The sequence below is a fragment of the Vibrio hepatarius genome, from assembly GCF_011806575.1.
GTDB lineage: Bacteria > Pseudomonadota > Gammaproteobacteria > Enterobacterales > Vibrionaceae > Vibrio > Vibrio hepatarius_A.
The window spans coordinates 48,882-71,219 of sequence record NZ_JAATOO010000020.1 but is presented as its reverse complement, the minus strand read 5'-3'; the positions used below and the strand labels follow the sequence as shown (position 1 = coordinate 71,219).

19 protein-coding genes and 1 pseudogene are annotated in these 22,338 nt (G+C 43.9%); 8 read left to right on the top strand and 12 right to left on the bottom strand.

Going from position 1 to position 22,338, the window contains the following annotated elements; all coding sequences use genetic code 11:
* Positions 1–183: 183 nt before the first annotated feature.
* The 5 genes from HCZ42_RS15665 to HCZ42_RS15645 all read right to left on the bottom strand — a co-directional run bounded on the left by HCZ42_RS15665 (position 184) and on the right by HCZ42_RS15645 (position 5,113).
* On the bottom strand, positions 184–1,665 hold the full coding sequence (locus tag HCZ42_RS15665; RefSeq protein ID WP_167421581.1) for a tripartite tricarboxylate transporter permease: 1,482 nt from the start codon (positions 1,663–1,665) through the stop codon (positions 184–186).
* A 12-nt stretch (positions 1,666–1,677) separates the two neighbouring features.
* Positions 1,678–2,133, bottom strand: a complete 456-nt coding sequence (locus tag HCZ42_RS22130) for a tripartite tricarboxylate transporter TctB family protein (RefSeq protein WP_167421580.1) — start codon at positions 2,131–2,133, stop codon at positions 1,678–1,680.
* A gap of 54 nt (positions 2,134–2,187) precedes the next feature.
* Positions 2,188–3,141 carry a Bug family tripartite tricarboxylate transporter substrate binding protein gene (locus HCZ42_RS15655; RefSeq protein WP_167421579.1) on the bottom strand — a complete coding sequence of 318 codons (954 nt, stop codon included), beginning with the start codon at positions 3,139–3,141 and terminating at the stop codon, positions 2,188–2,190.
* Between the two features lie 283 nt (positions 3,142–3,424).
* Positions 3,425–4,099 (bottom strand): RraA family protein, encoded by a 675-nt coding sequence (locus HCZ42_RS15650; protein WP_167421578.1) that lies wholly within the window; start codon positions 4,097–4,099, stop codon positions 3,425–3,427.
* 3 nt (positions 4,100–4,102) lie between these two features.
* Positions 4,103–5,113 (bottom strand): hydroxyacid dehydrogenase, encoded by a 1,011-nt coding sequence (locus tag HCZ42_RS15645; protein WP_167421577.1) that lies wholly within the window; start codon positions 5,111–5,113, stop codon positions 4,103–4,105.
* A gap of 173 nt (positions 5,114–5,286) precedes the next feature.
* On the opposite strand from HCZ42_RS15645, the gene HCZ42_RS15640 reads away from it, so the two are divergent.
* Positions 5,287–6,150 (top strand): LysR family transcriptional regulator, encoded by an 864-nt coding sequence (locus tag HCZ42_RS15640; protein ID WP_167421576.1) that lies wholly within the window; start codon positions 5,287–5,289, stop codon positions 6,148–6,150.
* 148 nt (positions 6,151–6,298) lie between these two features.
* Here the strand turns inward: HCZ42_RS15640 and HCZ42_RS15635 are convergent, their stop codons facing one another.
* The gene (locus HCZ42_RS15635; RefSeq protein ID WP_171386659.1) at positions 6,299–6,709 is read right to left on the bottom strand and encodes a VF530 family DNA-binding protein; all 411 of its coding nucleotides are present in this window, start codon (positions 6,707–6,709) and stop codon (positions 6,299–6,301) included.
* Between the two features lie 245 nt (positions 6,710–6,954).
* Between HCZ42_RS15635 and HCZ42_RS15630 the strand changes: the two are divergent.
* A pseudogene (locus tag HCZ42_RS15630) lies at positions 6,955–7,293 on the top strand (glutamine amidotransferase); the annotation flags it as partial.
* 4 nt (positions 7,294–7,297) lie between these two features.
* Here HCZ42_RS15630 and napF read toward each other — a convergent pair.
* Together napF and HCZ42_RS15620 are read right to left on the bottom strand one after the other, a co-directional pair.
* Positions 7,298–7,813 (bottom strand): ferredoxin-type protein NapF, encoded by a 516-nt coding sequence (gene napF / locus HCZ42_RS15625; protein WP_167421574.1) that lies wholly within the window; start codon positions 7,811–7,813, stop codon positions 7,298–7,300.
* Positions 7,806–8,375: a TorD/DmsD family molecular chaperone gene (locus HCZ42_RS15620; protein ID WP_167421573.1), complete on the bottom strand. Its 570-nt coding sequence runs from the start codon at positions 8,373–8,375 to the stop codon at positions 7,806–7,808. The genes napF and HCZ42_RS15620 overlap by 8 nt, the downstream gene beginning before the upstream one ends.
* Positions 8,376–8,573: 198 nt before the next feature.
* On the opposite strand from HCZ42_RS15620, the gene HCZ42_RS15615 reads away from it, so the two are divergent.
* The 4 genes from HCZ42_RS15615 to HCZ42_RS15600 all read left to right on the top strand — a co-directional run bounded on the left by HCZ42_RS15615 (position 8,574) and on the right by HCZ42_RS15600 (position 13,587).
* Positions 8,574–11,018 (top strand): DmsA/YnfE/YnfF family dimethyl sulfoxide reductase, encoded by a 2,445-nt coding sequence (locus HCZ42_RS15615; RefSeq protein WP_167421572.1) that lies wholly within the window; start codon positions 8,574–8,576, stop codon positions 11,016–11,018.
* An 11-nt stretch (positions 11,019–11,029) separates the two neighbouring features.
* The gene (locus HCZ42_RS15610) at positions 11,030–11,650 is read left to right on the top strand and encodes a DMSO/selenate family reductase complex B subunit (RefSeq protein WP_053407253.1); all 621 of its coding nucleotides are present in this window, start codon (positions 11,030–11,032) and stop codon (positions 11,648–11,650) included.
* A 1-nt stretch (position 11,651) separates the two neighbouring features.
* A complete protein-coding gene (locus HCZ42_RS15605; RefSeq protein WP_167421571.1) occupies positions 11,652–12,497 on the top strand; it encodes a dimethyl sulfoxide reductase anchor subunit family protein in 846 nt (281 codons plus the stop codon).
* A 310-nt stretch (positions 12,498–12,807) separates the two neighbouring features.
* The gene (locus tag HCZ42_RS15600) at positions 12,808–13,587 is read left to right on the top strand and encodes a transporter substrate-binding domain-containing protein (protein WP_167421570.1); all 780 of its coding nucleotides are present in this window, start codon (positions 12,808–12,810) and stop codon (positions 13,585–13,587) included.
* A 161-nt stretch (positions 13,588–13,748) separates the two neighbouring features.
* Here HCZ42_RS15600 and fadA read toward each other — a convergent pair whose 3' ends face one another.
* From fadA to HCZ42_RS15585, 3 genes are read right to left on the bottom strand one after another with little or no spacing between them, the layout of a single operon-like run.
* On the bottom strand, positions 13,749–14,912 hold the full coding sequence (gene fadA, locus HCZ42_RS15595; protein WP_167421569.1) for an acetyl-CoA C-acyltransferase FadA: 1,164 nt from the start codon (positions 14,910–14,912) through the stop codon (positions 13,749–13,751).
* A gap of 15 nt (positions 14,913–14,927) precedes the next feature.
* Entirely contained in the window at positions 14,928–17,081 is a 2,154-nt protein-coding gene (gene fadB, locus HCZ42_RS15590; RefSeq protein WP_254868979.1) for a fatty acid oxidation complex subunit alpha FadB, read from the bottom strand.
* 8 nt (positions 17,082–17,089) lie between these two features.
* Positions 17,090–18,397 carry an acetyl-CoA hydrolase/transferase family protein gene (locus HCZ42_RS15585; RefSeq protein WP_167421568.1) on the bottom strand — a complete coding sequence of 436 codons (1,308 nt, stop codon included), beginning with the start codon at positions 18,395–18,397 and terminating at the stop codon, positions 17,090–17,092.
* Between the two features lie 243 nt (positions 18,398–18,640).
* Between HCZ42_RS15585 and HCZ42_RS15580 the strand changes: the two genes are divergently transcribed.
* Complete coding sequence (locus HCZ42_RS15580) at positions 18,641–19,657, top strand: helix-turn-helix domain-containing protein (protein ID WP_167421567.1); 1,017 nt, start codon at positions 18,641–18,643, stop codon at positions 19,655–19,657.
* A 90-nt stretch (positions 19,658–19,747) separates the two neighbouring features.
* Here HCZ42_RS15580 and HCZ42_RS15575 read toward each other — a convergent pair whose 3' ends face one another.
* Positions 19,748–21,184, bottom strand: a complete 1,437-nt coding sequence (locus HCZ42_RS15575; protein WP_167421566.1) for a coniferyl aldehyde dehydrogenase — start codon at positions 21,182–21,184, stop codon at positions 19,748–19,750.
* A gap of 322 nt (positions 21,185–21,506) precedes the next feature.
* Between HCZ42_RS15575 and HCZ42_RS15570 the strand changes: the two genes are divergently transcribed.
* Positions 21,507–22,328, top strand: coding sequence for a transketolase (locus HCZ42_RS15570; protein WP_167421565.1), 822 nt, complete (start codon positions 21,507–21,509; stop codon positions 22,326–22,328).
* Positions 22,329–22,338 lie beyond the last annotated feature (10 nt).

The window sequence follows — 22,338 nt, the reverse complement described above, 5'->3', positions numbered from 1 at the left end:
CAGATTGGTTTTGATCCTACCGAGAGCTTTCCGATTAGGTTCTTACTGTTGATTCGAGAGAGCTTGCACTTATCACCCCAAGAAAGAGTATCTTTACTGGAGTAGGTGATTGAGGGCTGAAAAATAAAAAGTGAATGACGATAGATCACTCACTTTTTAATCACTAGCAATGGACGAGTATGGTTATTTGCGAATGGCTTTCTTCAATGTAGGGCCTACAGCGACTGCTATGGTCAAACAGACAAGGACCAAGCTGGTTGTATTCTCGAATAAGATACGCCAATCACCACCACCGATAAGCAACGCGAGTCTCAAGTTCTCTTCTGCAAACGCTCCAAGGATAAGGCCTAGAACTACTGGAGGTAAGGGGAACTTAAACTTATCCATCACATAGCCTATTAAGCCGAAGCCCAACATTAGATATACATCAAACATACGTTCATTTATCGAATATACACCGATAAACATCAATACCATGATGATAGAACCTAGCACTGGTCTCGGTAACTTGAGCAGCTTTGCGAAGCTATTTGTCGCCAAAGTTCCACCCAAGAAAATTAACAATATCGCACCAAAAAGAAACTGCCACATGAAACCGAACACGATATCGGGGTTATCTCTAAATAGCATCGGTCCTGGCTGTAACCCGTGAACCAATAAACCACCTAGCATAACTGCTGCGACTGCTGTACCTGGTATGCCTAATGTTAGCGCAGGAATTAAAGCTGAGGCAGTATCGGCGTTATTGGCCGTTTCAGATGCTGCGATTCCTTCAGGTTCTCCGTGCCCCCAAGTCTCTGGGGTTTTACTGGCGCGCTTCGCTTCATTGTAAGACATGAAAGCCGCCATGGAGCCACCAGCGCCCGGTAAAATGCCGATACAAATACCAATGAATGATGAACGTAACCAAGTAGCCCAAAACCTAAACATTTTTGGTAAAGAACGTAGTAAAGATTCCGTCTGGAGTGATTTGTTTAAGCCTTTTGTTTCAAGAGGTGTTTCCAACAAGTCAATCACTGGTGGCAGTGCATATAGGCCAACCAATAAGATAACAATATTAATTCCATCAACCAGTTCGAGGTAACCAAAGGTGAATCTATCTTCACCAGAGATTGGGTCAACACCAACCATCGAAACTAGAACACCAAAGCAGGCAGCAATTAATCCTTTAAGTGGATCTTCTCCTAATAGAAAGATGATGCTACACAAACCGAACACAGCGACCCAGAATACCTCTGAAGGACCAAATAGGAGCGTTACTTTGGCCAACGGTGGTGCCAAAAGCATTAGAGCTAACGCACTTGCAATCCCCCCTAGCGAAGAAGAAATGACCGCCACTTGCAATGCAAAGCCGCCTTCCCCTTTTTGCGCCATCGGATACCCGTCAAAACTCGTTGCTACGGCTGCAGGTGTACCCGGAATTCTCAAAAGAACCGCTGGAATCGCACCGCCATACATTGCGCCGTTATAAATACCAGCCATTAATCCCAAAGCCACTAAAGGGTCTAAGCCGAAAGTAAATGGGACTAATACGGAGATAGCCATCGTTGCACTTAACCCAGGCATCGCGCCAACCGCGATACCCGCAAGTACACCAATCGTGATGGCTAAAAAGTTACTCATCGATGCAACATTGGATAAGGCAGAGAGTAAATCAAGATACATAGTTAATCATCCTTAAATTATCCAACCGGTCGGAAATTCCTTCGACATAGCGAAACTAAACACTAAATAAATTAACGATACGAAAATAGCTGTTGATATAGCTAAAACTTTTAGGTTTTTACAGCCAAAGAAATAGGATATTAAAGGTACGAACACTATTATTGTTGGATAAAACCCAATAGTATCGATGCATGCTACTAGCATTACCATTGCTAATAATGAAGAAAAAACACGTATCGGTGACTTTAATACTGCTTTTTGATTAAACTCCCCATAATATGCTTGCTTTGTTATCTTGAATAAAGAAAACAATGATAAACATACCAAAAGTACCAACATCAGTTTGGACAACATGCCCGATTCATCACTAATATCAACTGCTGGGATAAGTAAAAATAATGCTGAGAAAACAATCAAAAAATATACTAGTGATATTGGTTTAAGTAATACTTCCCTTACGCTACTCATATATACCTCAGTTCTAAAATTAAGTAATGTGGGTTTAAAAACCCACATGTTGTTTTATTTCCAAGGTGTTTTTTCCCAAACATCTTTTGCTAGTTTGTAAGTTTCATTGTTTAGAGACTTAAAATCTTCGCCTATAGACACTGAGACAGGGTTTGCTGTTGATTTCATTTTTGCAAGGAATTCAGGATCCTTAGCGATTTTTTCAAAAGCATCGAGTAGCTTATTTTTAACCTCTTCAGGCAATCCCTCTGGTGCAACAAATCCACGCATTGAACCATTAACCATATCAACGCCTTGTTCTTTGAACGTCGCTACAGAAGAATCAAATTCGGATCTTTCCTGATCAGAAATACCAATAATATTAAGCTCATCTTTAAACTCTGTAACTTCAGAGATGTTAAGCACCGCTGCTTTCACGTGTCCACCTAATACAGCGGTACGCGCAGCTGAAGAGCCTTTGAATGGAATAATATTAAATTTAGTGTCGGTTAAGCCTTCGAACTTAATTAGCCCCAAGTGGTCATCTCCACCTAGGCTTGACATACCAATAGCCAAAGGACGTGAAGACTCTTTTACTTCGCCAATGAATTGTTGAAGGTTATCGATACCACTTCTTTTTGAGGTAACAATGACGTTAGGGTCATTGACGATATTAGCGAGATACGTGAAACTCTCTGCATTGTATTTTGCCTCGCGATCTAATGTACGCGCCATCATACCAGGCAAATTATATGTCCCTATTGTATAGCCATCTGGGTCTGAGTGTGCGACTTCGGTAATACCGATCTGACCACTTGCTCCTGGCATGTTTTTTACTACGATTGTTGCATCATCACCAAGATATTTTTCTAGATATGGGACAACATTACGAGCCATAACATCAGTGCCCCCACCAGCAGAAAACCCTACAATTAAAGTAATTGGCTTTTCTGGATAATTTGCCATTGCAAATGTCGATGTAAGGCAGCAGGTAACTGTTAATGCAGATTTAAGTATTGAGTTAAACATCCATTTTCTCCGTCTTGTTATATTTGGATAGTTTCTTATTCAATTGATTGATGATACGACTTTAGCTCATGCTCTATAAATGTAGGAAGAGCACGGTATATGCTAAGTGTATCCAAGGCATATGGGGTATATTACCCATGTTGCATAAAATCAATAATTAGAATAGGAAACATTTTCCTTCTTCATATATTCACGCTAGATATCTTTAACAGTGAATTCACGTTATTTTTAAATTAAATTTATAGTTTATTATTAATAATTGTATTTATTTGAAAGTTGTTGCTTATACCTCAAGACAACCTTTCTCTTTTAATGTTCTATCAACCCAAGTTCGATCGTTCAAACCTTCGCTGATCGCCCTCATCTGATTAACCTCTTTGTCTTGCTTGATGAGAGTGCTTTCGAGTATCCATTCTGCGTCATCTAGTGGTACGGCTAACACACCATCTGAGTCACCAATAATGATATCTCCTGGATTAATGAGCATGCCATCAATACTAATTGGAACGTTAATTTCTCCAGGACCGTCTTTAAATGGTCCTCTATGAGTCACACCTGCAGCAAAAGTTGGCAAGTTTACTTCTCGGAATGCATCCAAATCTCGAATTGCACCGTTAATAACAAACCCAACCACACCTTTTTTAATCGCATAAGCAAGCATCAACTCACCCATTAACGCATTCGCGACTTCTCCACCACCATCAACAACAATGACGTCACCTGGTACCGCCATATCAATTGCTTTGTGAAGCATTAAGTTGTCACCAGGGCGGCTTCTTACCGTTATTGCCGATCCTATCAATTGGCCTGAAGTGTGCATAGGGCGAAGCGTGGGACCTGCCGCAAATAAACGATTCATAGAATCTGATACGTTCGCTACAGGTAGTTCTTTATATGCATTCAATAACTCATCAGATGCTTTACGAGTCCTAGTATTTATCTTAAATCCTATTGTCATTCTCTATTCTCCAATCTTTACGAATTTGTCTGCACTCGTCATTAACTTGTGATTGACTACGCGATAGGTAGGTAGTTTTTCATCGGCAATGATCGAAATAATGTCTTGCGCAGCACTTTCGCTCACACGAGTACTTCCTTCATTAGTAACTCCAGCAATGTGTGGCGTTACAACAATATTTCTTTCTTGGAAAAAAGGGTGATCAGGGGAAGGTGGCTCTACTGAGAAAGTATCGAGCCCAGCTCCAGCGAGATAGCCAGATTGAATCGCCTCTAATAATGCCTCTTCATCGATCAATCCTCCTCGTGCGGTATTCACGATGAAGCTGCCTGATGGCATTTTATGAATGGTATCTTTATTGATGATGTGACGAGTTTCTGGAGTCAAAGGAGAGTGCAGACTCAAAATGTTACTTTTAGAGAGCAATTCATCCAAAGTTGCACAGCGCTCAACGCCAAACTTCTCAAATACAGATTCGTCTGCATAGGGATCATAGCCGAATAGGCTTAAGCCTAAACCTTTCGCTATTCTCGCGGTTTCTTGGGCAATAGAGCCCATACCGAGTAAACTTAAACATTTCGTTGCAACTTCGTACCCAGAAAATCCAGGCTTTTCCCAAAGCCCACTGCGTAACCCTTTGTCCAACGGTTGAATTTGCTTAATTACCGTTAACATTAGAGCAATAGTATGCTCTGCAACTGAAACCGAATTAGCACCAGATGCAACAACCACCGGGATGCTACGTTCAGCTGCCGCTTGGATGTCGATGTTATCAACGCCAACACCATGTTTAGCAATCACTTTAAGGTGGGGAAGGCCTGCATCAATGATAGCTGGTGTGATCTTTCCCATACGAGAAATAATCCCTACCGCTTGAGTGTTCTTGACTAAGTCTATCAGCTCTTTCTCTTCGCTATATGGCGCGGTATGCACCAACTTAAACCCCTTTTTATTTAACATCTCGACAGCTGAGCTTGCTAAATCAGGACCTGTAACAATTATTGTTTTTTCCATATTTTATTGTCTTTGTTGTAGTGGTATCAGCAGTACATGAAGGTTTAAGAAACAAAATTGGTGATACGTGAATCATTTCTCTATCTTCTCAACCTTGAAACGTAGACTACAAAACAAAAAAATCTTATGGTAGCTAAAGAAATTTAACATTTAATAAAAGAAAGGTTTACATAATGGACACGAGACAGCTCAAAACCTTAGTATCCATTTGGAAACATGGTACTTTCGCAAAGGCTGCCGATGATGTCTGTTTAACCCCTGCCGCCGTAGGTCAGCAAATCGCTGCTCTGGAACAAGAGCTCGATATCATATTATTTGACCGAACCAGTCGACCTCCCAAACTCACTCCTCAGGGCATGCAGACGGTAGAAATGGCAAGCCAAATACTAAGGTTGGAAGAAGATACAAAACTATCGTTAAAGGGAGATTTAGTTTCGGGGACATTTGTGATTGGGGCTGTGCGCTCAAGTGCTCTAAATTTGCTGCCTTCAGCGATGGTCGAAATGAATAAGGGGTATCCAAACCTTAAAACCAGCTTGAAAGTGGGCCTTTCCAAAGATTTGGTCTCTGACGTAGCTTCAGGGCAATTAGATGCTGCTATTGTTGCTGAACATATCAAAATACCGCCAAACTTAAAGTGGAGTCCCTTTATCAATGAGCCTCTTTGGTTAATCTCCTCGTATGAGGTGAGTGGTATGACATTACGAGAAATCCTCTCGCGATTTCCATTCATCCGCTTTAATAGCAATGTACCTCTTGCAAACCTCATTAATACAGAATTATCCAGAATGGAAATCTCGACCAGCGATGTCGCCGAAGTAGATAACATTGAGTCGATCATCACTTGTGTACATCATGGCCTTGGTGTTTCAGTCGTTCCTCAAATGTCTATCAGACCTGAAATGTCTAACATTTACAGAGTCCCTTTTGGCTCCCCTCAAATTAAAAGGCAAATAGGTATAGTGGAACGTCAATCAAGTCCAAGAAAAGCAGTGATAAAAACTTTACACGATGTGTTAACAGCGAAAATCCGTTGACCTAAGAAGGTTTGAACGTTGCCGATAACATTAAGTGCTAGGTTCTATTCGCAGCAGGTAGGGACGTTCTAGTCGAGTAGCAGCAAAGAGCCATACGCGAATAAACGGCGTATGACTCTTCAAATGTCTCTGAATGAAAAGCAGCGAGCTACCTACGAGAGTTGCGGTTACGTGATGAGCGCTCTTTATGGGCCGATGCCGCTTTCGCTTGCGATTTTAAGATTGAGTCAACGGTCAGTGCCATCGGTTCTTTCGGTTTCAAACCGTGTGGGAAAGTGCGAGCTCGAGGTGGTAAATCATACTCGTCGCTAGATGCGCGTGGCATGCGTTTAAAGCGGTATAGATAGAAGTTCTCTAACTTTTCTCTTGCCCAATCGGTTTTCTTTAAATACTTAACGCTACTCGCAATCGAGGGATTGGTGTGGAAACAGTTAAAACGCATCGCAGTATCTAGGATGTCCCAACCATAAAAATCCACCAGCTCTTGCAGTAAAGTTTCTAACTTAAGACCGTGTAGCGGGTTATTTTTCTGTAATTCAATTCTTTCTTCATCCGTCATCATAACGAGTTCCTAAGTATCTATTTAATCGAGGAGGTGGGTAGTGTGTTTTCCGCTCTATACAAGACAGTGGCGCAAGTGTCATCGAGGTCGGAGGGGAGGCGATTCTAGCAGAGTCGGTCTCTATTCCCTAACCCGAAATTCCTGTGCGTTTGGAAATGGAGTTATAGCCAGTCGAGTATAGCTTCATGCTGAGCAGAAAACAGGTTATCAACTGTGCTAGGCATTAAAAAAGTCCACTGAGTTTGGAGGTAGGGCATTGGCACAAAGAAATGCCGGGGCTGACTCCTGACGCACGAATTATCGCAAGCGGTGACGGTTGCCCACGACAAATCGTCGCTTATAGTGAGCTGGTATTTGGCTTTCAATGCCATATGGAGTTAACCAAAGAGGTTGTTTCGTTACTGATCGAAAATGACGATCTCAGTGATGCAGGACAATGCCGCTTTGCTGAGTCTGCGGAGGTGTTATTGACCCATGACTACGATGAAATGAATCAAACGCTATACGAGTTTCTTGATAAATTGGTTGGCTTCTATCGCTCTAGGACGCCTCAAATGGGTGGTGTTTTTGAGAACGGATGAGTTTTTAGTTCGCATTATATAACTGCATGGTTATCGCATCGGTGTAGCAACTGGTGCGACATTGCCCGCAGCCATTGCAGAGTTCGTTGTTTAGGTGTGGTAGTTCATCATCTTGAACCGAGATAGCGTGCTGCGGACAAGCAAAGGCGCATTGCTGGCATTCCATCTGAAGATAATTGTTGCAGCTTTGCGAGAAGTGCGGGCGCAAGTTGATGTCCAGTGGCACAGATGCATGCAGAGCATCGCTAGGGCAGGCTTTGACGCACTCGCCACATAAACTGCATTGGTTGTAATCGAGATTGAGCTGCGCCAGTTGAGCATCCAGTTCAATGACACTATTTGGGCAAACTTTTAGGCATTCACCGCAGCCGTCACAAAGACGAGCAAACAATGCTTCATCCACCGCGTGAGGCGGACGTGCGACGGGGCGCGGTGTTATCTCTGCTTGCTGAGCCCGTTTTACTGGTTGGCTAAAACGGCTCAGAAAGCCTCGTCGATTATTATCGATGGATTCACTCATCTAAATAGATCTTCTTTTTCACTACTTCAATGTGTTGTTGTCGAATCAACGCGTTTAGCCATTTCGAGACGTCTGCTGCCAATCGCTGATAAAACGGGCTTGGTGCTTTGTCTTTGAGTTGCTCAAGATAGGTTGAGCCCCAAGGCATCAAATGCTCTCCGAATAGCTCACATGCTGCTTGTGTTTGATCTTGTTCAAGAAAGTGTGCGCACGCCAGCAACATTAATCCGAACTGATCTTCTGGCTCACGTTGACCTGAATCTAATTCGATACCGTGCTGTTGTAAGAATAGTCGATATTGTGTGTTCGATTCGCCGAACAATACCTGCTCTTTGTCTAAATACACCGATCCCCAAGGTGGGACTGGCATAGTACCCATTCCTTCAAATAGCATGCTGAAATCATGTTCGAGTTGTTCGTCCGTCAAAGAAGTGAGTGCATTCAATGTTTCTGTTTGAAGAACATTTTCTGTCACTAAAGAGCGTACCAGTTCAACCGATTCTGCTTTACCGCGTTTGTGATAGAACAATGTTCCTAATATTTTAAGCGTATGGATAATCATTTTCATTTCAATAAATTAGCTTAATTAAGGTGTGTTTCTATTCTTTCATATCCACGTCAAATTTAATCACAGAATTGACAATTTAAAATTAAATTAATATTCACTTTGATTTATATCAATAGTGGCTGCTCTCGTCATTTTAATAGTACACGCTTACCCCTAAAGTGGTATGCGCAAGCAATGTTAAGGCATCCAATTATGACGAAGAATAAACAGCAATCTGACTTGATGAACCTGACTCGTCGCGGGTTCATTAAAGCGAGTTCTGCGGTAGGTAGTGCAGCGGCGTTGGCTAGTGGTATTAGCTTACCATTTAAGTCTAGCCCTACGCGCGCGGCAGAATCAGTAACAAGTGACGAGAAAGTTGTTTGGAGCGCATGTACAGTAAACTGTGGTTCACGCTGCCCGCTCCGCATGCATGTACAAAATGGTGAGATCAAATATGTTGAAACCGACAATACCGGTGGAGACGTGTTTGGAGACAGCCCTCAAGTAAGAGCTTGTCTTCGTGGACGCTCAATGCGTCGTCGAGTCTACAACCCAGACCGATTGAAGTACCCAATGAAACGGGTTGGCAAGCGTGGTGAAGGTAAGTTTAAGCGCATCAGTTGGGAAGAAGCTTACGATGAAGTTGCCAAGACGATGCAGCGTTTAATTAAAGACTACGGCAACGACTCAATCTATTTGAACTACGGTACGGGCACGCTTGGCGGCACGGTGACTAAGTCTTGGCCGCCAGCATCCACATTGATTGCTCGTTTAATGAATCTATGCGGTGGCTATTTAAATCACTATGGTGATTACTCCACTGCGCAAATTGCGGAAGGCCTCAGTCATACTTATGGTGGCTGGGCGATGAACAACTCGTTCTCTGATTTAGCCAACGCAAAACTCAACATTCAGTTTGGTAACAACCCGGCTGAGACACGTATGTCTGGTGGTGGTTTGATCCATCACTATGTCGAGAGTAAAAACAAGTCCAACGTTAGAACCATTATTATTGACCCTCGTTACACCGATACCGCTGGCGGGCGTGAAGACCAATGGATTCCAATTCGTCCTTCTACTGATGCGGCATTGGTGGCAGGCCTAGCGCATGTTCTGATCACGGAGAACTATGTCGATCAGGCTTTCCTCGATAAATATTGTATCGGCTATGATGAGAAAACTCTGCCTGCGTCTGCACCCAAAAACAGCGACTACAAGTCATACATTTTAGGCTTGGGTGACGATGGGGTAGAAAAAACACCACAATGGGCTTCTAAGATCACAGGGATTCCTGTCGACACCATTATCAAGCTCGGTCGTGAAATGGGCGCAAACAAACCATGCGCGATTCATCAGGGCTGGGGTTTGCAACGCACTGCGAACGGTGAATTAGCATCGCGCGCTATTGCTATGCTGTCTCTACTGACTGGCTCGGTAGGCGTCTCTGGTGGTTCAACAGGTGCGCGTGAAAGTGATATCAATATTCCGTTTGTGCGTTTCCCAACCGTTCCTAATCCAGTAAAAACCTCGATCTCGATGTTCTTGTGGACGGATGCGATTTATCGCCACCATGAAATGACAGACAAAACCGATGGTGTACGCGGTGCAGAGCGCTTAGCCAATCCGATCAAGATGATTTGGAACTACGCGGGTAACTGCTTGGTTAACCAGCATGCCGAGATCAACAAAACTCATGAAATCTTACAAGACGACAAAGCGTGTGAAATGATCGTAGTGATCGACAATCACATGACGTCTTCCGCTAAGTACGCCGATATTATCCTACCGGATTTAACCACTTCTGAACAAGATGACTGGGCAATGGACGGCAAAGCATCGAATGCGCCTTATTTCATCTATGCGCAGAAAGCGATTGAGCCTCAGTTCGAAGCGAAAAGTATCTATGAGATGTGCTCTGAGATCGCCAAACGCATGGGAGTAGAGAAAGAGTTTACCGAAGGGCGGACGCAGCAAGAGTGGGTTGAACATTTGTATGCAGAAACCCGCAAGCAAGATCCGTCTTTGCCAACCTTTGAAGAGATGAAAGAGTTGGGCATTTATAAGCGTCAATACCAACGTGATTACATCGCTTATCAAGACTTCCGGAATGATCCTGAAGCCAACCCGCTTTCAACACCAAGTGGCAAGATTGAAATCTATTCTGAAACATTAGCAAATATCGCCAAAGAGTGGACGCTAAAAGAAGATGAAGTGATCCACCCATTGCCTATCTATGTGGATTCTTTTGAGGGACACAATGACCCACTAACAGCCAAGTATCCACTGCAGCTGACGGGTTTCCACTTTAAAGCTCGCTGCCACTCTACTTATGGCAATGTGGCGTTGCTTAAAGCGGCAGCACGTCAGGAAGTATGGATTAACCCGATAGATGCCGAGGCTCGTGGCATCAAAAACGGCGATATGGTGAGCATTTTTAATGATCGCGGTGAAGTCCGTATACCTGCCAAAGTGACACCACGTATCTTGCCTCACGTAGTCGCGTTAGGTGAGGGCGCTTGGTATGCCCCCGATGGACAAAAAGTCGATCATGCTGGATCGATTAACGTGTTAACGACCCAACGACCAAGTCCATTGGCGAAGGGGAATCCGCAACACTCCAATCTGGTTGATATCAAATTGGCGAACAAAGCATAAGGTAGGTAAAGATGAAACAATACGGCTTTTACATAGATTCAAGTAAATGCACAGGTTGTAAAACTTGCCAGCTTGCTTGTAAAGATTATCGGGACTTGGACGTGAAGCGCAATTATCGCCGCGTGTATGAATACGCCGGTGGTGGCTTTGTCCAAGATGGGGATACCTGGATTCAAAATGATGTGTTCTCTTACTACTTGTCTATCGCGTGTAACCATTGTTCAAATCCGGCGTGCGTGAAAGTGTGTCCGTCAGGCGCGATGCACAAACGCCAAGAAGATGGTTTGGTGGTGGTCAACGAAGAGGTCTGCATCGGCTGCCAGCACTGTAGCAATGCTTGTCCTTACGGCGCGCCTCAGTTTAGTAAAGAGAAAGGCCACATGACTAAGTGCGATGGGTGTTACGAGCGTGTGGCTGATGGCAAGCAACCAATGTGTGTTGAATCTTGTCCTCTGCGTGCGTTGGAATTTGGGGAAATACAGGTATTACGTGAGAAATACGGCACAACCGCTGACGTTGCGCCACTACCTTCTTCACACCTGACTTTGCCCAATATTGTGATTAAGTTGAACAAGAATGCTAAGCCAACGGGTGATACAACGGGCTACTTAGCAAACCCTCAGGAGGTTTAAGATGATTTTCCATGAGTATTCTTTAATCTTCTTTACGGTGCTGGCGCAAACGGCAGTTGGTGGTTACCTACTCGTTAGCGCACGTGCGTTGGCCATGGGTTTTGACGAAGCAAAAATCAACAGCTACAAAGTGCCGATGTTTGCGCTGTGGGCGATCATGGGATTGGGCTTTCTGTTCTCGATCACCCATTTAGGTTCTCCGTTACGCGCATTTAACTCATTTAACCAGCTAGGTTCAGCGTGGCTGTCGAACGAAGTGTTCTTTGGCGCAGCATTCTTTGCTGTAGGTGGACTACAGTGGTTGCTATCCGTACTGAATAAAGGCGGTGCAGCACTTCAAAAAATCTTAATGATTGGCGCGATGGTTCTGGGTTGTATCTTTATGTATTCCATGGTGAATGTGTACATGATCAATACCGTTCCAACCTGGTTCAATATTTACACTCCGCTCAGCTTTGCGATGACGATGGTGGTGTGTGGCTTATTGCTATCGCAGTTGGTGATCGTATCTGCCAAGGATAGCCGCTTCACTGTGGATCGTAATATCGTGATGTTGGCTGTTGTTGCGGTTGCGATTAGCGTAGTCGTGACGGTGGGCAAAATGAACCTTGTGAGTGAAGTACAAAGTTCAATTGTTAAAGCTTCTGAGCTGGTGGACGGACTTGGTGGCTATCTGAGTGTGCAAGTAGCGCTTTTACTGGTTGGTCTACTCATCTGGGTGTTGCCGATGATCAATAAGTCGAGTGTCAACCCAGTTAACTTAACCGTAGCGCTAGTATTGATCTTAGCGTCTGAGTTGATAGGACGTGGTTTGTTTTACAGCTTACATATGACGGTTGGTTTGTAGCGAATACCACTTTATATACTTAAGACATGCTTTAAATCCCTCGAATGAACTCGAGGGATTTTTTTGTCTTCGTAATTCCATCAAAACTAGTCGCTTAGATGAGAAGTGATCGGTTGCTGCTCTTACCGGTTAAATCTGATTTGTGTTATTTTTGTTAACAATATGTTCTGGCTATTTTTAACCGTAGGTGCAATTATTCTAACCTATTCACTCAGTTTGGTATGAAGACTCGTCATTTGACCATTCTGAAGCTGAATTGATCGGTGAACACCAAAACTCTGTTCAGGGATAAAAATCACAAGGAACTAAAATGAAGAAAATACTATTTGCGCTGTTGGTTGGCTTTGGATTAACAAGTAACGCATTCGCGAAAGAGTGGAACACGATTCGCTTTATGGTTGAAGGCGCTTATCCTCCGTTTAACTGGACCTCAGAAGAAGGGGAACTGGTCGGCTTCGATGTCGACTTGGCCAACGCACTATGTGATGAATTGAACGTGAAATGCGTTATTCGCAAACAAGACTGGGACGGCATTATTCCAGCGTTATTGGCGAGAAAGAGCGACGCAATTATTGCCGCGATGACCATCACCTCAGCTAGAGAAAAGAAAGTTGCGTTTACAACACCATACGCGATGGTGCCGCAACGATTTGTTATGAGCAAAGAGCGCGAAATCGACCCAAGCGAAAAGGGTATGGATGGTATTGTTGTCGGCGTCCAACGAGCAACAGTGGGTGATCAGTACCTAAGCCACGCGTACCCGAACATTGAACTGCGTCGTTACAACACTTTTGATGAGGCGTTTTCAGATTTAATCAGCGGTCGTTTAGATACCGTATTTGGCGGTGCGATTGGCTTACGCAGCGGTTTCTTGGACACCGAAGATGGTCAAGATTTTCACTTTACTGGCCCTTCTTACACTGAGCCAAAATGGTTTGGTAAAGGCGTCGGTATTGCGGTGCGTAAGCAAGATAAAGATCTGCAAGCCCTACTGAATAAAGGTCTTGAAGCCGTGATTGCCAATGGCACGCACAAAAAGATCGCGAGCAAATACTTCTCCTACGACATTTACAATGTCGATGGCGAATAAAACTGTGATTGTTGTGTTTGAGTGTTCAGGTTAACACGTCGACCATGGGCTATATTGAGGGGCACCATTGGTCAACAAAGTGGGGGGGAGACGTCGTCTCCTCCCCACCCACTTTTATGCTGAGCTCGCTAATGTAGCCGGCTCTTATCTACGATGGTGTTCTAAGCCTCAATGCGCTCAATAATGGTCGCAATACCTTGACCCATACCGATACACATCGTCGCTAATCCTTTACTTCCGTCGTGTTGTTCCATCACGTTAAGTAGCGTTGTCACAATACGAGCGCCGGAGCAACCCAGAGGGTGACCAAGTGAAATCGCCCCTCCGTGCAAATTCACTTTGTTTTCACGCTGATCCCATAAACCCAAGTCTTTTAAGCAAGGAATCGCCTGCGCTGCGAACGCCTCGTTAACTTCCGCGTGGTCGATGTCATCAATTGTTAACCCAGCTTTCGCTAATGCTTTACGCGTCGCCGGAACAGGACCATAGCCCATGATTGCAGCGGGTACCCCTGCCGTCGCCATTGATAAGATTTTTGCTCTTGGTGTGATACCAAGTTGTTTGGCTTTATCTTCGCTCATGACCAACACACAAGATGCGCCATCAGACAACGCTGAAGATGTGCCAGCGGTGACGGTACCACTTGGGTCAAACACAGGGCGCAACTCAGCAAGTGACGCTTCGGTCGTTTCAGGTCGGATAACTTCATCGTGTTTAACGAGAACAGGTAAGCCGTTCTCATCGTGTCCCATCGTTGGCACGATTTCGTTATCAAAGTGGCCTTCTATGCTGGCTTTATGCGCCAGACGGTGGGAGCGAGCGCCAAGCTTGTCTTGTTCTTCACGTGAAACACTGTGCAGTTTGCCTAGAGCCTCTGCCGTTAGCCCCATCATTGCTGAAGCTTGGGCCATATGGCGGTTGTATCCATTGATATCGATGCCTTTTGTCATTGGAATATGGCCCATATGCTCAACACCACCGATAAGCACAATCTCCGCGTCTTCGGCTTTAATGGCACGCGCCGCGATATGCAGTGCGTCCATCGAAGAACCACACAATCGGTTAACGGTAGTGGCTGGTACGGTTTCCGGTAAGCCTGCCTGAAGTGATGCTAGGCGGGCAATATTCACACCTTGTTCTTCGGTTTGTTGCACGCATCCCCAGATAATATCGTCAATTTCTTCGGCATTGACGTTTGGCTGTCGTTGGAGCATTGACTGCATTAAGTGGGCAGAGAGATCTTCAGCTCGGACGTTACGGAAAACCCCATTTTTTGAGCGTCCCATCGGGGTACGAATGGCATCAACAATTACTACATTTTTCATATTCTTCTCTCCGGATTATGCATAGAAACGGCGGTTTTGTTCTGCTCTTGTGATTAATCCCTGAGGAATCTGATAAAGCGGACCTAGGTGTTCGTATTTTTTCGCCTTAGCAACAAGCGTGTCGAGGCCATAGCTATCCATGTAGTAGAACAAGCCACCTTTGAAAGGAGGGAAGCCTGTGCCGTACAAAAATGCGGTATCGGCTTCTTGAGGTGAGTTGACGATGCCCTCATCTAGGCAGCGAGTCACTTCAAACAACATTGGCAACATCATACGTAGCTGGATGTCTTCTTCGCTAAAGTCATCAACGTTTTCACATTGTTGCGCCAGCATGTCGAGGGTTTCCCGACACGCTGATGGTTTTAGGCGGCCTTTGCGGTCAGGCGTATGTAAGTAGAAACCTTGCCCCGATTTCTGTCCTAGGTGTCCCTTGTCATTGAGTTGTTCAATAATATTAATCTCTGGCTTAGCCTGGCGCTCTGGGAACGCTTTGCTCATCACATCAATACAATGTGTGGTCGTATCTAAACCGATCACATCGAGCAGGAGAGCAGGACCCATTGGCCAACCAAAGCCCTTACTCATCACCTTATCAATTTGAGAAATACTGCCACCATCTACCAACAGTTGGTTGAAGGCTAAGAAGTATGGTGTCAAGCAACGGTTGACCAAGAATCCGGCACAGTCATTGACGACGATAGGTGTTTTTCTTAATTGAAGAACATAATTCACCGCTTTGGCGACCGTGGCTTCGGAGGTGTGCTCACCACGGATTATTTCCACCAACGGCATGCGATGAACCGGGTTGAAGAAGTGGATACCACAGAAGTTTTCTGGTTTTTTCAGCGCTTTAGCAAGACCAGAGATGTTCAACGTAGAGGTATTAGATGCAATGACTGCGTTTGGAGCGGCAGATTCCAGCTCCGCAAGGACTTTCTCTTTTACCTGAGGATTTTCAACTACCGCTTCTATGATCAGGTCGGTATTTTCCAGTGCTTGGTTGTATAGTGTTGGCACGATACGGTTTAATACATCCCCCATATCATTGGGTTTCATACGACCTTTTTCTACTTGTTTTGTCAGTAACTTGTTGGCTTCTTTCAGCCCCAGATCTAGACCGGCTTTATTGATATCTTTGAGAGTAACATCTAGGTTGCTTTCACTACTCACATAAGCAATGCCACCACCCATGATACCTGCGCCAATCACACCAACATGTTCTGTTTTTGGCGCGTTTTTGACGTAGTTTTTCGAGATGGATTTTACCGCCATATCATTGAGATAGACGGTTACTAGAGCATCGGTCACAGGGCTTTGAGTACATGCGACAAAGCCTTCTGCTTCAATTTCTAGCGCAGCGTCACGTTGCAGGTAAGCACTCTTCCCAATAGTGTCGAGGATGTGAAAAGGAGCAGGGTAATTGGTCCCGACAGACTTCGCCACCATTCCTCTTGCGACATTAAGAGACATGCTCAGTTCATAGTTATTGAGTGGTAGCGGCTGTTGTTTTTCATCATGGCGTTCTTGCCACTTAACTTCGCCACTGATGGCACTGTTAAGAAGTGCAACCGCTTGGTCTACGGCGTTGAGTGAGGCATCAACAATACCGTCTACCATGTGTGCTTTTAAAGCCTCAGGTGCTTTAAAGTTTTTACCCGTGGTGAGCCAGCTAAGAGCCGTATCCAAACCGATAATGCGAGGGAGTCGTGTCACGCCACCCCAACCAGGGAAGATCCCCAGTTTTACTTCGGGCATGCTGATTTTGGCGTCGCTGGTTGCGAGGCGGTAATCCGCTAACAAGGACAGCTCAACACCGCCCCCAGCTGCTACACCATTGATAATCGCGACTTTTGGATATGGCAGATCTTCGATTCGGTTGTAAATACTGTGTACCCACTCTAGATAACTTTGCACCGCGTTTGCCCCGTCAGAAAAAAGCTGACGGAATGATTTAATGTCTGCGCCTGCGCTGAATAAACGTTTATCTGAGCGAATAATAAGACCTGCAATGTTTTCGTTTTCTAGCAACTTGAGAGTTTTTTCTAGATCGATAAGCGCTTCTTTACGCAGGGTGTTTACTGAGTCTTGTTCAGAATCAAATACCAGCTCCACGATGTTATTTTGAGTTGGTAGTTGATTAAGTTTGAAAAATGGTCCGTGATACATCATGTATTCTCCTAATGAACTAAGCCGTTTTCTTTTGCTTCTTCAATTAGAGAAGCTCTGAAGTCGGGGTGGGCAATACTAACTAGCGCGTGGACACGTTCTGCATTGGTCAGCCCGCGAAGGTTAGCGGCACCGTATTCGGTGGCAATGATGTGCACGTCGTTACGTGGCGTCGTCACTGGTGTCCCGACTGGAAGTGCGAGTCGGATATTTGATTCCAAGCCGTTTTTTGTTTGACGGGTGGAGGCGAGAGCCAAGATACTCAAACCGTTCTTCGACATATTGGCACCACGAACAAAATCAAGTTGACCACCCGAGCCAGAAATTTGCGCGAATCCAACACCTTCAGAGGCGACCTGACCGACTAAATCCACCATGATGCAGGTGTTGATTGAGACAAAGTTGTCATTTTTAGCCACTTCAGCACAATTAACGACCTCATCCATTGAGCCCATTTCTACGTCAGGATTATGGTGTAGGAAGTCCATAACCTCTTGAGAGCCCGTAGAAAAAGCCGCGACAATTTTATTCGGCTTGTAGTTCTTTTTCGTGCCATTTACCGCACCCGCTTTACACATTTCCATCAGCGATTCTGTGAACATTTCGGTATGAATACCGAGATCTTTGCAGTCCATTAACGCCATGCCCATCGCATTGGAAATGGTGCCAATCCCTATCTGAACCGTCATTCCGTCTTTGATATAAGGTTTGACATGTCCGGCGATTTTCTGCTCAAGTTCACTCGGCATTCCTGCTTTAGGAAAAGCAATACTATGTTGTCCTTCAACGAGGTAAGTTGCCTCCGAAACATGCACGGTATTTTCCGGGTTGCCGATGAACGGTTGATTATCATTGATAACGAAAATAACTTTAGACGCGTATTGGAGAGCGACTTTATTGGCGATACCGCCACATGCTCCCAAGCTGAGGTAGCCTTCTTCGTTTGGCGGTGTGGTTTCGATCACCACAACATTTGGCTGGATACGTTCGAAAATAGGACCGAAGTTAGAGAAGTGAAAATTAATGATCTCAACATTTCCGCCATGTTGAGCTTTACGCTCCAACGGACCCATGAATAAGCTGATATGTTTGACGTTATCTTTGTACTGAGGCTTGAGGAACTCGAACGGAGTTGTCATCAAGCCCGAATATAATTCGCAGTTTTCAAACTCATTGAGATGCTTGTCTAACTCTTTGAGAAAAGGCACTGGCATGGAGACCAAGCCACCCGCCCATATTTTGTCTCCTGATGCCAATTTGCCAACTGCTGACTCCATTGAAATCAACTTGTCATGGTAGTCTTTTTGCCATTCGACCATAGTAGAGTTCTCTTTCTATTTATTACAGAACTGACTTTATCTCCAGTCTTTATCTATCCTGTTCACTTGGAGCTGTGTGTTCTGTTTGAGTTGAGGGTAAGAGGAATGTCCATTTCTTCATCCACCACAGTAAAACATTTTCATTGAAATAATTTGGCTTTTTAGGACAATCTATTTACTGATTTAGCCAAAGCTGCGTCATGAGAGAACGGTCACAGGCTGCAATGTAAAATAGGGCGTTTTATGCACGATTCATCGTCAAAAAATCCAGTTATGCTACACAAAGGTTGGTCTAACCTGATTAGGGATACGATTGAAGATCTAGGTTTAGAGCGAGAAGCATTTATCCAGCCGTTGAGAGCTGGTGATGCGGTGTCGGTGTATACACTAAGGTCGATTTTGTATCAGTTTTATGAGAAAGCGAATGACGAGTTATTGCTCTTTGATATTGCTAAGCACGTAACGCCACTAACTTTTGGTAGCTTTTCACTTAACTTATGGACCGCGCCTGATGTAAAAACATTGCTGGAAAACATGTGTCGTTATTCAGCCTCCATCAGTGTACCGATCCGCCTCAAGTACCACCAAACAATCCGGGGAGATGTGGAGTTATGGGTACTTAACAGTGAGTCATCAAATAAGGAAAACCACCTGACCTATATGGGGGCGGCTTTATTTATGACAACGATGACGATGTTGATACGACAAATCTGCCGCTTCAACGCGATCCATATAACAGTTCAGACGACGAGCGACTATTTTTCTAACCAGGCCGTTAAGAAGTATGCGAGCACAGTCGGTATATCGATACAATCCGGGTATCCAGTGCGAAAAATATGTATATCAAAGAAAGATCTACACATGAAGCTTCCTTCTTATGACAAAGACATTCATTTCTTATCACTGGGCTTGCTTCGCCAAGAAGTCGGCCGGATTTTAGAAGAAGATATTGTTTTGAAGATATACAACTTACTCAACCAAATGGACAACTTATCGGAAGTAAGCGGAAAGAATCTTGCGGCTGAGCTTAATGTTAATATCCGCACGCTTAACCGTCGCCTGTCTGAATACGGGACCAGCTACAAAGGTATTGTTGATAAATTTAAGATGGAGAAAGCGCTTTATTTGCTAGAGAATCCGCACGGAAGTATGGCAGAAATTGCTTACCAACTTGGTTTTTCGGATCTCAGCACCTTTTCCCGTGCTTTTAAACGCTGGACTGGTAAGTGTCCAACATCGCTTAAGCGGCATTCAAGTTAGGATGGTTTTTAAAAAGTTTAGAGGGTCTCTGAATATAGACATCGTTCTAATTAAGATGTAAGTAGAACGATGTCTTCGTTGAGTCTGGCGTTACGACTTTAGCTTTGCAATCAACTTTAATGCCCTGTCTGCAAATGTACTGTAGGGAGGCATGAAGTATTTCATGCTGGAAAAGCCACCTCGGTAAAACACTGGTCGCAGTTTTGAAAACGTCAAGAATCCTTCGTATCCATGGTAGTGGCCCATGCCGCTGGCCCCGATACCACCAAATGGCATATCGTGCTGCGCGACGTGGAATAGCGCATCGTTCACACAGACGCCACCGGAAAGTAGGCGATTAATGTAATAGTTTGCCAACTGTTTATTATTGGTAAATGGGTACATCGCTAATGGGCGGTCTCTTTCAATTACGTAATCAATAACTTGCTCTTTATCTTGGTAAGTTTTGATCATCAGAATAGGACCGAAGGTTTCTCTTTGGCTGATAATCGCTTCCTCGTTTGGATCAACTGCCAGCATCAATGGGAATTTTCTAGAAAACGCGTCGGGCTCTTGGTCACTTAGGTTAATGATTTCGGCACCATTGTTTTTCGCGTCTTCCACCGTATCTAATAATCGTTGGAACGATTTACTATCAATAATGGATGTGTAGTCGTCACTATGAATATCGGGACAATGTTTTTTAACCCAAGCTTGTGTATTAGATACAAACTCATTGAGCTTATTTTCTGGTACAAATGCGTAGTCAACGTTGACACATATTTGTCCGGCATTGAACTGTTTCACATGCATAATGCGCTCTACCGCTTTTTCCATCGGGTAGTCTGGCGCGATGATTGCAGGCGACTTACCACCTAGTTCTAAGCTGACTGGAGTTAGGTTGGCGGAAGCCGCTGCCATCACTTTACGTCCGGTTGCTCCAGAACCAGTGAAAAATAGATGGTCAAAGGGTAGCTTAGAGAACTCGATCCCTACCGCTCCCGTTTCTTCAAAAAATGCCAGTTTCTCGGTTGAAAAATACTTAGGTGAGATTTGGTTGAGTAAGCGAGTCAAATGGATAGAGTTTTCAGACATTTTTACCATGGCACGATTACCAGCAGCAAAAGCGGCAGAAATAACAGAAAAGCTTAAGTTTAGTGGGAAATTCCAAGGTGTAATAATTCCAACCACGCCAACAGCTTGAGGAATGACTTTATTTTTAGCACCTGTATATAATATTTGGTCGACCTTTCTTGATTGTGGTTGCATCCATTTTTTTAAGTGACTAATATTAAATGTAATATCTTCAGTTACCGGAATAATTTCAGCAATCAATGTTTCATGATAAGAACGGTTACCATAATCTTTGTTAATCGATGCAATTATTTCTTCACGATTTTCATTAATCATTTTCTTTAGATTTAATAAGTGATTTTTCCGCTCTTGATACGATTCTTGGCCTGACTTGTTAAACGCACTTTTCTGAGCATGTAAGCAATGCCCCAACTGATCACTTGTTTCATTCACTAACATACTTGCCTGATTCATAGCTACCTACTTAAATAATACTTATTTTTCATCAACTTGATTTTTAGAAATCGTTATGTAATTAATTTAAAAACACTTTAACTTAAATTAAATATATGAATGATGATTATCAATAAATATAAGCATACATCGATGGAATATAGTTCAGCAAAAGTGACTATTTGAAAGTGTAAAGCTATTCACAAAAATAATATTAAACAAATAAAAGGTAAATATTGTCCCCGTTTTTTTTAGTTGATGTAAATTTTGTCCATTGTAAGAACTAAATATCGAGAATAGTCTTCATCAGGCTTAACTATAAACAGTTACAGGGACAGAAAATATGTATGCAGAGAGTAAAAAAGCGGAAATCGAAGAGTTCGCTAAAAATATCAGAATCGCTACGCTAAATGAGTTTGCGAGCCGAGGCTTTGGTCACTTGGGTGGTTCTATGTCAATGGTCGAAATCATCAGTGTGCTGTACATGGATGAACTGAAACATAACCCGCAAGAGCCGAGATGGGTCAATAGAGATCGCCTTGTATGTTCTAAAGGGCACTGTGGGCCGTCACTATATTCTGCGCTAGCACTACGTGGATTCTTTCCAGTCGAAATGTTGCAAACGCTGAACCAGAACGGAACCAATCTACCTAGCCATTGCGATATGCAAAAAACACCAGGGATTGATTTTACCACTGGCTCACTTGGTCAAGGACTTTCAGTCGCTTCAGGAGCTGCCTACGCGCTTAAGCTAAAAGGTTTAGACAACCGTGTCTTCTGCATTGTTGGCGACGGGGAACTGCAAGAAGGTCAGAACTGGGAAGCCATCATGAATATTGCAAATAAGAAGATTGATAACTTGGTGCTATTTGTCGACTTCAACAAGATGCAATTGGATGGTCCTTTAGAAGCGATTAACGATCTTGCTGGACTAGATAAAAAGTTTGAAGCCTTTAACTGGAATGTTGAGAACATCGACGGTCACAACATCTGCGAAATCAAACGCTCTATCGAGAGTGCGAAAGCCTGTGAAGGAAAACCAACCGTGATTATCTGCAATACCTTAAAAGGTAAGGGAGTCAACTGGGCTGAAAATGAGTGGAACCACCACGTCCCCGTTACTGAAGAACTAGCAGAACAAGCGATTACGGCACTAAATGCATAAGGGATGATAG

Coding starts and splice junctions, on each gene's coding strand:
- HCZ42_RS15665 (WP_167421581.1), bottom strand. CDS start 1,665: ATGTATCTTGATTTACTCTCTGCCTTATCCAATGTTGCATCGATGAGT.
- HCZ42_RS22130 (WP_167421580.1), bottom strand. CDS start 2,133: ATGAGTAGCGTAAGGGAAGTATTACTTAAACCAATATCACTAGTATAT.
- HCZ42_RS15655 (WP_167421579.1), bottom strand. CDS start 3,141: ATGTTTAACTCAATACTTAAATCTGCATTAACAGTTACCTGCTGCCTT.
- HCZ42_RS15650 (WP_167421578.1), bottom strand. CDS start 4,099: ATGACAATAGGATTTAAGATAAATACTAGGACTCGTAAAGCATCTGAT.
- HCZ42_RS15645 (WP_167421577.1), bottom strand. CDS start 5,113: ATGGAAAAAACAATAATTGTTACAGGTCCTGATTTAGCAAGCTCAGCT.
- HCZ42_RS15640 (WP_167421576.1), top strand. CDS start 5,287: ATGGACACGAGACAGCTCAAAACCTTAGTATCCATTTGGAAACATGGT.
- HCZ42_RS15635 (WP_171386659.1), bottom strand. CDS start 6,709: ATGACGGATGAAGAAAGAATTGAATTACAGAAAAATAACCCGCTACAC.
- napF (WP_167421574.1), bottom strand. CDS start 7,813: ATGAGTGAATCCATCGATAATAATCGACGAGGCTTTCTGAGCCGTTTT.
- HCZ42_RS15620 (WP_167421573.1), bottom strand. CDS start 8,375: ATGATTATCCATACGCTTAAAATATTAGGAACATTGTTCTATCACAAA.
- HCZ42_RS15615 (WP_167421572.1), top strand. CDS start 8,574: ATGACGAAGAATAAACAGCAATCTGACTTGATGAACCTGACTCGTCGC.
- HCZ42_RS15610 (WP_053407253.1), top strand. CDS start 11,030: ATGAAACAATACGGCTTTTACATAGATTCAAGTAAATGCACAGGTTGT.
- HCZ42_RS15605 (WP_167421571.1), top strand. CDS start 11,652: ATGATTTTCCATGAGTATTCTTTAATCTTCTTTACGGTGCTGGCGCAA.
- HCZ42_RS15600 (WP_167421570.1), top strand. CDS start 12,808: ATGAAGAAAATACTATTTGCGCTGTTGGTTGGCTTTGGATTAACAAGT.
- fadA (WP_167421569.1), bottom strand. CDS start 14,912: ATGAAAAATGTAGTAATTGTTGATGCCATTCGTACCCCGATGGGACGC.
- fadB (WP_254868979.1), bottom strand. CDS start 17,081: ATGATGTATCACGGACCATTTTTCAAACTTAATCAACTACCAACTCAA.
- HCZ42_RS15585 (WP_167421568.1), bottom strand. CDS start 18,397: ATGGTCGAATGGCAAAAAGACTACCATGACAAGTTGATTTCAATGGAG.
- HCZ42_RS15580 (WP_167421567.1), top strand. CDS start 18,641: ATGCACGATTCATCGTCAAAAAATCCAGTTATGCTACACAAAGGTTGG.
- HCZ42_RS15575 (WP_167421566.1), bottom strand. CDS start 21,184: ATGAATCAGGCAAGTATGTTAGTGAATGAAACAAGTGATCAGTTGGGG.
- HCZ42_RS15570 (WP_167421565.1), top strand. CDS start 21,507: ATGTATGCAGAGAGTAAAAAAGCGGAAATCGAAGAGTTCGCTAAAAAT.